Raw genomic sequence first — 12,224 nt, forward strand, 5'->3', positions numbered from 1 at the left:
GCGGCTGACGCCGCCGTGGCACCGGGACCATGACACCTGTGACGTGTCTCGTATCCCGCCGTCCGGGGCCCGCCGCGCGCAGTCCGCCGGCGGGCCCCGGACGGTGAAGTCGGCCCGGGATCAGGCGAAGGTGTTGGTGGACCAGATCGCGCCGCCGATGCCTTCGCCGCCGTCGGCCTTGTAGACGACGAGGTTGCCGTCGTCCTGAAGCTTCAGGAAGGCGCCCGTCGACCAGAAGGTGCCGGAGGCCCAGAGGCCGCGGCTGCCGTCCGCGGTGTAGACGACGGCGTTGCCGTCGGGCTGGATCCGGAGGAAGGCGTTGCCGTTGCCGGCGGTGTTGCTGTGCCACAGGACCGCGTTGTCGCTGAGGCGGTAGAGGACGAGGTCACCGTCCCACTGCATCGCCAGGCGGGTGGTCTTCGCGTACACCTGCTGACCGGCCACGAGCTGGGTGCCGGAGCGGAAGGTCGTGGCGCTCCAGACGGAGTTGGCGACCGTCTCGGCGGCGTTCTTCTTGTAGAGCGCGAAGGTGCCGTCGTCCTGGAGCTTGAGGAACGCGCCGTTCTGGCCCCAGGTGTTGGAGCCCCACAGGGCGCCGGTGCCGGCGGCCGGGTTGCCGTCGCTCTTGTAGAGGACGAAGTTGCCGTCCGTCTGCACGTACGCCCACGCCCCCTTGTTCCCGGCGGTGTTGGTGTTCCAGGTGGGCTCGGCGTCGGCGCGGCGGTAGCGGACCAGGTTGCCGTCCGCCTGCATCTCGACCACGGCGGTCTGCGACTGGAACCACTGACCGGGCTTGATCTTGGTGTCGCTGTTCAGCTTCTGGTCCAGACGGGTGGTGCCGGCGGACCACACGGTGGAACTGCCGTCGGCCTTGACCATGGCCACGTTGCCGTCGTTCCGGAGCTTGAGGAACGCGCCGCTCTGGCCCCAGGTGCCGGAGGCCCACAGGGCGCCGGTGCCGGCGGCCGGGTTGCCGTCGCTCTTGTAGACGACGAGGTTGCCGTCCGGCTGGACGTACGCCCAGGCGCCGTTGTTGCCCGAGGTCCCGCTCTCCCACAGGATCCCGTTGTCGACCTGCCGGTGGGTGACGACCAGGTCGCCGTCCGGCCGCATGGTCAGCTTCAGGTCCGCGCCGACGACCGACTGCCCGGAGGTCAGCTTGGTGTCCGACTTGACCGACACGCCACCGGCGGCCACGGTCGAGGAGATCCATCCGCCGAGGTCGTCGATGCGGGTGGCGGTCGCGCCGGTGCGGGTCTCGGTGGCGGGGGTGTCGAGGCAGCCGCCCTGCCAGGAGCGGGAGGCGACGGCGACGAGTTCGGTCTTGCCGCCCGTCTCGCGGATCGTGGGGGCGCCGGTGTCGCCCTTGCAGACCGCCGCGCCGCCGGTGCCGGTGACGCTGATGCCGGTCGCGTTCACGGCGCCGAGGGTGAAGGAGCCGGTGTGGGGCTTCAGCGGGGCCCACTCGTCCTTGGTGCGGCCGTATCCGGCCACCCGCAGGGTCTCTCCCGAGGTGGGGGCGGTCGTGGCGAACGCCGGCGGGGTGACGCCGTCCACGGCGGTGGCCAGGCGGGCCATCACCAGGTCACGCTCCTGCCGCGGCACCAGCTCGGCCACGTCGGCGGACTTGGCGCCCACCGTGACGGTCGTCTTCCACTTCGGCGCGCCGGCCGCCAGCGTCTGCGGCTGTGCGGGGTCGTCGGAGAAGCAGGACGCGGCGGTCAGCACCCAGTAGTGGTCCACCAGCGTGCCGGTGCAGCCGCGCAGGGCGTCACCGACGACGATCCGGGCGGTGTAGGCGTACGAGCCGTCGGCGGCGGCGTCGCCGGTCACTGCGCCGGCCGGGGTGAAGGAGGTCATCGTGCCGGCGGCCGCGGCCGCGGCCGCTATCAGCACGCCCGCTCGTCGGGAGCGGAGCGAGGAGTTGTGAGGCATGAACAGGGTTCCCAACGTAAGAGGTGAATTCGGGTAGCGATCGGTCCGACGTGGTCCGGCGGGTTTCCCGCCGGCGCCTTCGCCGACGATCGCGAAGCGCTGCCTTGGAGCGCGGAGGGGCTGCGGGGCACGTCAGCGGTGAGGCTGACCCGGCAGTTCGGGCCCGTCGTCGCCAGGGCGGGGGACGAGTGAGCCGCCCGCGTCCGACGGAGTCCGCGATCGTGCGGCCTCTGACGGGCCGCCAGGCCCTCACTCTGCACCCGCGCAGCCGCCTGGAGCGGTACAAGCGGCACGCCTGCACCCAGCTCACCGGCCTGTGCGGCCGGTGGCCCACTGCCGAGCGACGGCAGTCGGCCGCCGAGGAACTCGAAGCGCCGGCCCGGCCGCTCGGCATCCTGGCGGTCGGAGTCCCGCTGTGCGGCCCCGTTGGGCTTCGTGGAGTCGGCCGCCGTCTTTGCGGGGTAGGCGCGCAGGGCGTTCGCACCACCGCTCGCGGTCCGCGGCGATGCGGGCCGCTCGGACGGTCCCGGTCCCGCCGCTCACGCGGCGGGGCCGGGACCGGGGATCAGACGTGCGTCGAACCGCCTGATCGGAGCCTCACTTGGAGGTGGTGAGCTCCATCAGGGTGAACGGACGCTGCTGCGGGTCGGTGAGCTCTCCGACCTTGTTCCAGGTGTTCGGCTTCAGGTCGTGGATCTTGGTCTCGGTGCCGTTCACCATGACCACGTGGACGGAGTAGTCGGAGGTGGAGACGGCGTAGGTCGACGGCAGCTCCAGGCTGAGCCGACCGGACGTGCCGGTGGTGGTGAAGCAGAAGCGGCCGCCGCCGACCTTGTCGGTCTCCGCCATGTTCCGGGCGTCGACCTCCAGCAGACCCGGAGCGCAGGGCGCGAGGACGATGTGGCCGTCACCGCTCTTCAGCCGGATGCCACGGTCCGCGAAGATCTGGTCCGCGCCGGGGTAGGCGAAGTCCTCCACGGCCGGCGGCGGAGTGTCGTCGGCCGTCAGGGCCTTCGGAGCGGCGGCGGTGCCGCCAGGCGCGGCGGCGCTGCGGTCAGCCGCGACGGCGCCCACGACGCCGGACACGGCGACCGTACCGGCGACCGCGCCGACGATGACCATCTTGGTGATGGAACGCATGAATAAAACCCCCTGGTTAGCCGTCAATTGCTGTTGGTTCGCAGCAGACCTGCCGAGTCGGTGCACGTACCGGCAACCTGGTCGAATGGCGTTTCGGCCACCCCCGGCCACCCCCGGCCCCGACCGGCACCATTGCTATCACGAGCGGGTCGACTTCCGGAAGATCGTTTCCCGCTTCGGAAGCATCTGGAATTCCGTCATGTTCGTATGCATCTCATATGTCCGGGAAGGAGGTCGTCGCAGGCGGGTGAGCCGCGGACCGAGCCGCTACCGGGTGGTCCAGATCGCCGCGGTCCCGAATACCACAAAGGACACGAAGACCTGCGCCATCATGGCGGGAGGCCACGTGTTCTCCTCCGACTCGCCCCTCTGCTTCGCCTCCATCAGGCGCTGCGCGAACTTCCTGCGGTGGCCGACCATTCCCACCGGGAAGGCCACCACCGCGAACGAGTACATGGCGAGCACTGCGGCCGCGTCCATGTGCTTCGCGTAGTAGCTGCCGAGGCCGAAGACCGCCATCACGGCCGGCGCCAGCGCCATGCTGATCCGATGCGTGCGCGTGGGCATTCCCGGTACCAGGACCGCCCAGAACACCGCGGTCGCCAGGATCGCGAGCCACCACCACGACACGGCACCAAGGCCCAACGGATACACCGCACACCCCCTCGTTCCGGCTGTGGAGCCCGCGTCGGACGCGGGCTCCACAGCGCTGTTCCGTCACGGCCATTCGAACACGGCCGATCACTCACAGCCTAGTGATGACCTGATCAGTCGCTCGTGAACCAGCCGACGACGGACGAGACGGCACTGTGTCCGGCCTTCACCAGCCTCTCGCCGACCTTCTCGGTCACCTTCACGCCGAACTTGGCCGCTTCCGCCGCGCCCTTCTCGATCGCGCCGACCACTCGGCCACCGATCAGGGAGAGGCCGACGGTTGCCACCGAGCCGATGAACTTGTCGCTGCTGAAGCCGTAGCCGATCCCGGTGTACAGGGCCGAAGCCACACCCGTCACCAGCGAGAACGTGCCGACGGCAGCCGCGAAGGGCTGACCACCCGGAATGAGCATCAGGCCGGCCGCGACGAACCCGCTATAGGTGCTGACACTGCTCAGGAAGTCTCCGTACTCCCGGAACAGCTGCTTGTCGTCCTTCGGCGGAGAGCCCGGAGCCGGCTTCTCGGGAGCCGGAGCCGGAGTGGTCACCTTGTCGTTGGCCGGCGTGTTCACCGGGTCGACGTGGTTGGCCTCATTGGCCTTCGCCTGGGCCGCCGCGGCGGCGGCGGCAGCGGCCTGCTCCTGCGCGCGCTTCTGGGCGGCGATGGCGTGGGCGTCGCTCGCGGCCTGCGACGCCGTGGCGGCGTCCTTGCCCGCCGCGCTCGCGCTGGCCGCGGCCTGCGCCGCCGAGGCCCTCGCGCTCGCCGCCGAGTTCACGGCCTGGTTCGCGGAGGCGGTCGCCTGGGTGGCCGAGTAGTTGGCCTGCCGGTTGGCCGTCTGCGCGGTCGCCGCCGCACTCTTGGCCTTCTGCGCCGAAGCGGCGGCGGCTGCCGCGGAGGCGTCGGCGGCGCTGGACTTGGCCTTGGCCTCCTCCGAGTACCCCTTCGCCTCCTGGGCCGACTGCCCTGCCAGGTTCGCCCAGTGAGCGGCCTCTTCCGACGCGTGGCGCGCGTCCGCAGCGATCTGGTACGCCCGCTGGGCGCTCTCGCTCGCGGTGGCCGCGTCCTTCGCAGCGTTGGCGATCATGCTCAGCACGGACGACACGTGCGCGTCGGTGTCCGCGTCCTTCTGTGCCGCCGTGTACTGGGTCTTGCGGACGAACTCGTGCTGCATCCAGGCCGGGCCGGCCAGGGCGACCGCGCCCGCGGCCTTCACGTTGGGCCCGCCGCCGTCGACGGCGACCACCACGGCCACCCGGTCGTCCTCGGCCAGGGCCTTGGCGTAACCGTTGGACAGGAAGGCGGCCAGGACCGACACCCGGCCGTCGGCCAGTGCGGCGCCGCCGTCCCGCTGGACGGCCTTGCCGCCGTCCGAGATCAGGGAGACGGTCCGCACCCGCAGGTCCTCGGCCTGGGCCTGGAGCGCCCCGCCGCTGAGGAACTTCTCGACCGCGGTCGGGTCGGTGCTCTCCAGCGTCTTCTGCGCCTCGGTCGCCAGCTTGGCGTTCGCGATGTTCGTGACGGCCAGGATCTTCTCCCGGTCGTCGAGCTGCAGGCTGCGCTGGTAGTCCGACTTGGCCCAGGACACCACGGCCTCGTCGGTGCCGGAGAGCGCGGCCTGCGCCGACGCCCGGGTCCAGGAACCGGTGGACTTCAGCAGGTTGACCGCGGCCTTGCGGCCGGCCTGGGCGGCCGTCGCCGTGGCGGTTCCGGTCGCCGCGGCCTGCTTGACCAGGTCCTTCGTCGCGGCGTCCTGCGAGGCGGCCTCGGTCTGCTGCTGGTTGAAGTCCGCCTGGGTGGCCTGATCGTCCTTCAGCAGCAGGTCGGCCTGGGTGACACCGAGCTGCTTGTCCGACTCCAGCTGCACGGCCTCGGCGTCACGGGCCAGCTTCTCGAGCGTCTGGGCCTTCGCCACCGCCGAGGCCGCGGTCTGGGCGGCGACAGCGGCGGCGTCCGCGTGCTGCCCCGCGATCTTCGCCCAGTCCTGGGCCTGGCCCGCGGCGGCGGCCGCGGCGTCGGCCGCTGCGGCGGCCTTCTCCGCGTGGTCGGCGGTCCGGTTGGCCAGGTCCTTGGCCTCGGCCGCCGCGGCGGCGGCCGAGGTGGCGAGGTTCTGGGCACGGGTCGCGGCCGCGCCGGCCGCGTTGGCCGCGTTGCGGGCGGTGGTGGCCGCGTTGCGGGCGCGGGCCGCCTGCTCGGTGGCCTGGCCCGCGGAACCGGCTGCCTGGGCGCTCGCCTCGGCGGCAGCGGCGGCGTTGTTGGCGGCGCGGGCCGCGGCGGAGCCGGCCTGGCCCGCCCGGGTACTCGCGTCGGCGGCGGACGAAGCGGCCGACGCCGCGTCACGCGCACCGGCGGCAGCGTTGCGCGCAAGCACAGCGGCGTCGCTCGCCGCCTTGGCCTGGGACCGGTCGCCCGCGGCGGCGGCAGCGGCGTTGTACGCGCGGCTGGCGGCCTGGCCGGCGGCGGCGGCGGCCGAAGCGGCCGAACGTGCCGCCGTGGCAGCCGTCTTGGCCGCCGCCACCGCCGTGTTGGAGGCGTCGATCGCGGTCTTCGCGGCCTCGGCCGCGCCCTGGGCGGCCTCGGCGGCCCTGTTGGCGGCGGCGCCCGTCTTCTCGGCGTCGTCCTTGGTCTTGGCAGCCTCGTCCGCGGCCGTCAGCGCGGCCTGCTTGGCCGTCTCGGCGGCCTTCTCGGCCCGGGCGCCCGCCTCCTGGGCGGCGGCCGTCTCCTCCAGGGCCCGCTTGGTGGCGTCCTTCGCGGTCTGGGCGAGCTGCTTGACGTCGAGCGTCTCCTGGTCCCTGGCCTGGGCGAGGAGCTGGCCGTTCTCCAGGAACTCGCGGACGTCGGCGGGCGTGCCGCTGAGCGCCCGACCGGCCTGCTTGGTGAACTCCGGGCCGGTGTAGACATCCATCAGCCGCAGGACGGCGACCCGGTCGTCCTCCTCCTGCGCCTTGAACCGGCCGGAGGTCAGGAAGGCGTCCATGGCCTCGGCGGTGCCATCGCTGAGCGCCTTGGTCCCGGCCGTGCGGACGGCGACGTCGGCACCGTCGACGATAGTGACGATCGCCGCCCGGCGATCGTCCATCATCGGGTTCTGCCAGCCGTTGGTGACGAACGCGTGGAGGTCGGCGTCCGACCCACTCAGCGCCTTCGTCGCGGCGTCGCGCACGCCCTTGCCGGTGTTGCTCAGCATCTTGATGACGGCGAAGCGCTCGTCCGACGCCTGAGCACGGCTCAGCGTGTTGGTCAAGAACGTGGTGATGTCGGCGTCCGAGCCGACCAGTGCCCGTGCGGCCGCGTCCTTCACCGCCGTGCCGCCGCCCTGCCAGGCTTCGACCACCTGCGCGCGGTAGTTGGCCGGCAGCGGCTCCGGGGCCGTGTCGGACGGGAGTGCTTGGGCGACCGTCGTCCCCATGACGGTCGCGGCCAGCATCATGGCCGTGGCGGACAGGATCCTGGCGCGTGAGCGCCGTGCCGACCCTGCCCTCATTGGCGAGTTCGCCATTTCCCCCTCTTCCTCCCCAATCTCCTGACCCATCAGGGCCAGTGTCCACCAGGACAGTTGCCCTGATGCCGCAGGAATCCTAGTGCCGGAAAAGGCAGATCGACGGGGCGGAATGACTTTGGCTGGATCGCATGCCAACTGGCTGAATCCCCGTCGGCTTTCGGTCACCGACCGCATAGACCTGCAATAGATCCACCCAAACGGCGATAAAAGACCGGTTCGTCACCCTCGTCCGGTTCGCGCACATCCCCCCCTGTGCCCCGGATGTCAGAGTGACCGACCGTCAGCATGCTGACGGTCGGTCACTGAAAGTACTGGCGGAACAGGGATTTACGAAACGAGGAAGAACACAGGAAGAGCACCTTGCTTCACGTCAGTTATCGCCAGAGGAAGGAAGGTTGGATGCGATCTGACACCCGCATCGAACGCGGGCGGCAACCGATGGGCGGCGGGTGGGTCTGCGGCGGTGGTGCGCCACCGATTTCAGTGGCTGGATGGTGATTGCTGCTGGTCAGCGCCTTGTGTCGGTATGGCGATCACCGCCGAGCTCTACCAGGCCGTCGGCGGCACGCCGCGCCGGCCCTCCCCCACCGACCGGGTGTTCCTCAATGAGGTCCGCCGGCACACCACGGCGGTGGTCCGCCACCGCGACATGGTGGTGCAGAACTCCACGCGACGGATCCGCGCGTACGGGGTGGTGGGCACCGCGCGCTGGTACCCGGAACGCGGGGCCGGGCCGCGCCCCGTCGACGTCCGCCGAGCCGGCATCCAGACACCCGGACACCCAGGCATCCGTCGGACCGGCCGGCGGCCGCCCTGGACCGCCGACCTCTGCCCGGGCCGGGGGATGCCGGGAGAATCGCAGGAGGATGCTTGACAAACTCAACCTTTCATCCCTAGGGTCGCCATTGCTTCAGGTAGTGAAAAATTTCTACCCGCAAGCACCGGCTCCCCACCTCAAGACCGCGAGACCCCTCATGACTGACGCCATCCCCACCGTGGTCGCCCGCCTGCGGGCCGAATTCTCCACCGGCCGGACCAGGCCGCTCACCTGGCGCCTGGACAGGCTGGCCGCCCTGCGCGCCCTGCTCACCGAACAGGCCGAGGTGTTCCAGCAGGCCCTGCACACCGACCTCGGCAAGAGCGCCGCCGAGGCGTACCGGACCGAGATCGGCTTCACGCTCAACGAGCTCGACCACACCGTCGCCCACCTGGCCGAGTGGCTGGACCCGAAGCCGGCCGCCGTGCCGGAGGTCTTCCGCCCCGCCGAGGCCCGGGTCGTCCGCGACCCCCTGGGCGTGGTGCTGATCATCGCCCCCTGGAACTACCCGCTCCAGCTCGCCCTGGCCCCGCTCGTCGGCGCCCTGGCCGCCGGGAACACCGCCGTCCTCAAGCCCAGCGAACTCGCCCCCGCGACCTCCGCGGCCATCGCCGAACTGCTGCCGCGCTACCTCGGCGAGGAGACCGTCGCGGTCGTCGAAGGCGCCGTCCCGGAGACCACCGCCCTGCTGGAGCAGCGCTTCGACCACATCTTCTACACCGGCAACGGCGCCGTCGGACGGATCGTCATGGCCGCCGCCGCCAAGCACCTGACCCCGGTCACCCTGGAACTCGGCGGCAAGAGCCCGGTCGTGGTCGACCCCGGCACCGACCTCGCCGTCACCGCCCGGCGGATCGCCCGCGGCAAGTTCCTCAACGCCGGACAGACCTGCGTCGCCCCCGACTACGTCCTCGCCGTCGGCGGCACCGCGGCCGGCCTGGAACGCGAACTGGCCGACGCCGTAAGGGAACTGTTCGGCGAGGACCCGGCCACGAGCACGGAGTACGGGCGCATCGTCAACGAGCGCCACTTCGACCGGCTCACCGCCCTGCTCGACGACGGGCGCACCGTCACCGGCGGCGGGCACGACCGCGCCACGCGCTACCTCGCCCCGACCGTCCTCGCCGACGTGCCCGCGACCGCCCCCGTGATGCGGGCCGAGATCTTCGGCCCGATCCTGCCCGTCCTCACCGTCCCCGACCTCGACGCGGCGATCGCCTTCATCAACGAGCGCGACAAGCCGCTCGCCCTCTACGCCTTCACCGAATCCGCGGACACCAAGCGGCGACTGACCGAGGAGACCTCCTCCGGCGCGCTCACCTTCGGACTCCCGGTCTCGCACCTCGCGATGCCCGACCTGCCCTTCGGCGGCGTCGGCGAGAGCGGCATGGGCCGCTACCACGGCGAGTACTCGATCGACACGTTCAGCCACACCAAGGCCGTCGTCGACAAGCCCCTCGGCTGATCCCGACCCTGCCCTCCCCCTCCACCCTCACCCTCGCCACCGGACCGGTGGTCCCGCCGGCCCCCGAATCCCTCCGGAGCAACCGTCCATGACCCCGAACGAGCACGTCGACGCCGTGGCCGCCGAGACCCACCGGTTCGCCACCGCCGTACGCTCCGCCGACCCGGCCACCCCCGTCCCCACCTGCCCCGACTGGACCCTCGCCGACCTCCTCCGCCACGCCGGCAGCGTCCAGCGCTGGTTCACCGTCCTGCTGCGGCAACGCATCCAGACACCGCCCACCAGCCGGGACGTCGACCTCAAGCTCCCCGAACGGGCCGAGGACTACCCGGCGTGGCTCACCGAGGCCGGCGCGGAAGCGGCCGCGACGTTCGCGGAGACCGACCTCGACGCCCCCATGTGGGCCTGGGGCGCCGACCAGCACGCCCGCTTCTGGGTGCGCCGGATGCTCTTCGAGACCCTCGTCCACCGCGTCGACGCCGAACTCGCCCTGGGGCTCGGGCCCGAGATCGACCCGGACCTCGCCGCGGACGGTGTGGCCGAATTCCTCACCAACCTGCCGCACGCCACCCTCTTCGCCCCGCACACCGCCAAGCTCCGCGCCGCCGACCGCACCCTCCGCTTCACCCGCACCGACGGCGACGGCGACTGGCTGATCCACCTGCGCCCCGACGGCTTCGGCTTGGCCCCCGCCGACGCGACCGCCACCACCGCCGACGCGGACGCCGACGCCACAGTCTCGGCCACCGCCGCCGACCTCCTGCTCCTCCTCTACGGCCGCACCGACCGCTCGGCGCCCGGGATCACCGCCTCCGGGGACGAAGACCTGCTGGACCTCTGGTTCACCAACTCCGCCTTCTAGGCGGGACCCGAACCCCCGGCACGACCGCCCGCGCCGACGCCCCCGGCGCGGGCCGCGCAGGCGAACTGCGATCCCCCGGGTCGGTCAGTCCTCGTCGGCGAACTCGTGCGTCTGGCGGCGGTAGGGCCCCGAGACGGTGGCGAGGCGGTCCGGCGGCCAGAGGTCGGACCGCTCGCCGAGGCACCTTCTCCGCCGCCGAGGGGCTGACCCGGCCCGGCTCCCCGCCCGCCGGGCCCGGCCCGATGCGGAGCCGGGCCGGGCCGGGCCGAAGGCGCGCCGGATCCGCGCGGCCGTGGCACCGGCCGCACGTTCACTGCGCCAAGGGCACTCAGCCGTCGGCAAGTTCGAGGGACTTGCCGATCGGGAACCAGTGCAGTGTTGTCGTCATTTTGTCCATGTCCACGTCGCCGTCGACATTCGCCAACGTGCCGGAGATCGTCTGCCCCTTGCGGACAAGGACGCTCATCGGGTGGCGCTGGCCGGATTTACCGGACTGGCGCAGGATCGGCGCGTCAACCAAGTATGTGTCGTTGCCGACCTGCAGCGTGAGACGAGCGAGAAGGCCGATGTTCTGATCCTTACCCGTGTTGTCCTCGATGAGCAGAAGAACCGTGAGGAGTCCGTCCGTAGGGGCGGTCCTGCTGAATGACGCCGCCTTCGGGTAGGGGTACGTGTAGTGGTTGGCGAGCATGTCCGTCACCGCTCCGACGTACAGCGACTCGTTGATGGTAGCCCCTCCGTCGGCGGTGAGGCCGCCCTTGACCGTCACGGCGCTGTTCGCGGTGAGGTCGCCCGCGACCGTCGCGGTGCCGCCGGCGGTGAGGGCCTCGCTGACGGTGAGGCCGCCGGTGGTGGCGAGGTCCTTGCCGAACGTGCCGGCGCCGGTGGCGTTGAGGTCGCCGTCGACGGTGAGGCCGCTGGTGACATGGGCGCCGTACAGGGTGACGGGTTCGGTGTGGTCGCCGCCGTACACGGTCCCCGCGACGTGGATCTCACCGCCGACCTCCAGCGTCTGCGCGCAGTGCAGGCCCTGGACGTCGGTCTGCCCGGAGACCTGCACGTCCCCGTCCACGGCCAGGGTCTGGAGTGCGAGGTCGGGCTTGTCCACGGTGACGCTGGTGTGCTGGTAGTGGGTGACGGTGTGGCCGTCGGTGGTGAGGCTGGCCCGCAGGTGGAAGGTGGCGTCGCGGTGGAGCGGGGCGGGCGTGGTCCAGGTGCGGACGTTGGTGACGTCGTGGGACGTGTTCTCGTGGAGCATGGTGTAGGTGGCGCCGTGCGAGGCGGTCCAGGTCAGGGTGACCGTCTGGCCGTTGGTCACGGTGGTGCGGCCGTCGTCGAGGAACGCGGGCAGCAGGTCGCCGAACTGGAAGGCGGGGAGGCATTTGCCGAGGTCGAACTCGGTCTTGCCGTGGCCGCTGGCGGTCTTCTCCGCGATGTCGAGGGTGGTGACGCCGAGTTCGCCGTTGACCGCGATGTCGGTGAGCTCGAACAGCAGGCCCTTGTCGGTGACTTCGACGTATCCGGCGTCACTGGTGGGCGTGGCGGTGAAGGTGCCGTCCTTCCGGTTGGTGAAGGTCCAGTCCGCGCTGGGGCTCGCGGTGGTGGCGATCTGCTCGGGGTGCTGGGTGAGTTGGCCGGCGTCACCGCCCACGAGCAGGGTGAACGTGAGGGAGGTGATGCGGATCGGGTCCGTGGGGTCCGGGTTGGCGGCGGTGATGGAGATCTTGGCGGGTGTCGGTGTGCCACCGTCCGGGGTGATCTCCAGCGGGGACGGGGTGGTGGTGACGAGGTAGATCAGGGCGGTGGTGGGTGAGCCCACGGCGCGGACGAACACGGGTGCTCCTGGATCTG

General features: G+C 71.5%; 8 protein-coding genes. 3 read left to right on the top strand and 5 right to left on the bottom strand.

Features of this window, described 5'->3' with window-relative positions; genetic code table 11:
- Positions 1-120: 120 nt before the first annotated feature.
- The 4 genes from ACFVVA_RS00380 to ACFVVA_RS00395 all read right to left on the bottom strand — a co-directional run bounded on the left by ACFVVA_RS00380 (position 121) and on the right by ACFVVA_RS00395 (position 7,157).
- On the bottom strand, positions 121-1,935 hold the full coding sequence (locus ACFVVA_RS00380; protein ID WP_387684194.1) for a trypsin-like serine protease: 1,815 nt from the start codon (positions 1,933-1,935) through the stop codon (positions 121-123).
- 597 nt (positions 1,936-2,532) lie between these two features.
- Complete coding sequence (locus ACFVVA_RS00385) at positions 2,533-3,075, bottom strand: hypothetical protein (protein ID WP_387684196.1); 543 nt, start codon at positions 3,073-3,075, stop codon at positions 2,533-2,535.
- A gap of 267 nt (positions 3,076-3,342) precedes the next feature.
- Positions 3,343-3,729, bottom strand: a complete 387-nt coding sequence (locus tag ACFVVA_RS00390) for a hypothetical protein (RefSeq protein WP_387684198.1) — start codon at positions 3,727-3,729, stop codon at positions 3,343-3,345.
- A gap of 113 nt (positions 3,730-3,842) precedes the next feature.
- On the bottom strand, positions 3,843-7,157 hold the full coding sequence (locus ACFVVA_RS00395; RefSeq protein ID WP_387684200.1) for a hypothetical protein: 3,315 nt from the start codon (positions 7,155-7,157) through the stop codon (positions 3,843-3,845).
- Positions 7,158-7,755: 598 nt separating this feature from the next.
- Between ACFVVA_RS00395 and ACFVVA_RS00400 the strand changes: the two genes are divergently transcribed.
- The 3 genes from ACFVVA_RS00400 (at position 7,756) to ACFVVA_RS00410 (ending at position 10,373) form a co-directional block, all read left to right on the top strand.
- Positions 7,756-8,103, top strand: a complete 348-nt coding sequence (locus ACFVVA_RS00400) for a hypothetical protein (RefSeq protein WP_387684202.1) — start codon at positions 7,756-7,758, stop codon at positions 8,101-8,103.
- Positions 8,104-8,203: 100 nt separating this feature from the next.
- A complete protein-coding gene (locus ACFVVA_RS00405; RefSeq protein ID WP_387684204.1) occupies positions 8,204-9,511 on the top strand; it encodes an aldehyde dehydrogenase family protein in 1,308 nt (435 codons plus the stop codon).
- An 88-nt stretch (positions 9,512-9,599) separates the two neighbouring features.
- A complete protein-coding gene (locus tag ACFVVA_RS00410) occupies positions 9,600-10,373 on the top strand; it encodes a maleylpyruvate isomerase family mycothiol-dependent enzyme (protein WP_387684206.1) in 774 nt (257 codons plus the stop codon).
- 328 nt (positions 10,374-10,701) lie between these two features.
- Here ACFVVA_RS00410 and ACFVVA_RS00415 read toward each other — a convergent pair whose 3' ends face one another.
- Positions 10,702-12,207, bottom strand: a complete 1,506-nt coding sequence (locus tag ACFVVA_RS00415; protein ID WP_387684208.1) for a polymer-forming cytoskeletal protein — start codon at positions 12,205-12,207, stop codon at positions 10,702-10,704.
- Between the last annotated feature and the right edge of the window lie 17 nt (positions 12,208-12,224).

This window comes from Kitasatospora sp. NPDC058048 (assembly GCF_042885555.1).
Lineage (GTDB): Bacteria > Actinomycetota > Actinomycetes > Streptomycetales > Streptomycetaceae > Kitasatospora > Kitasatospora lactacystinica.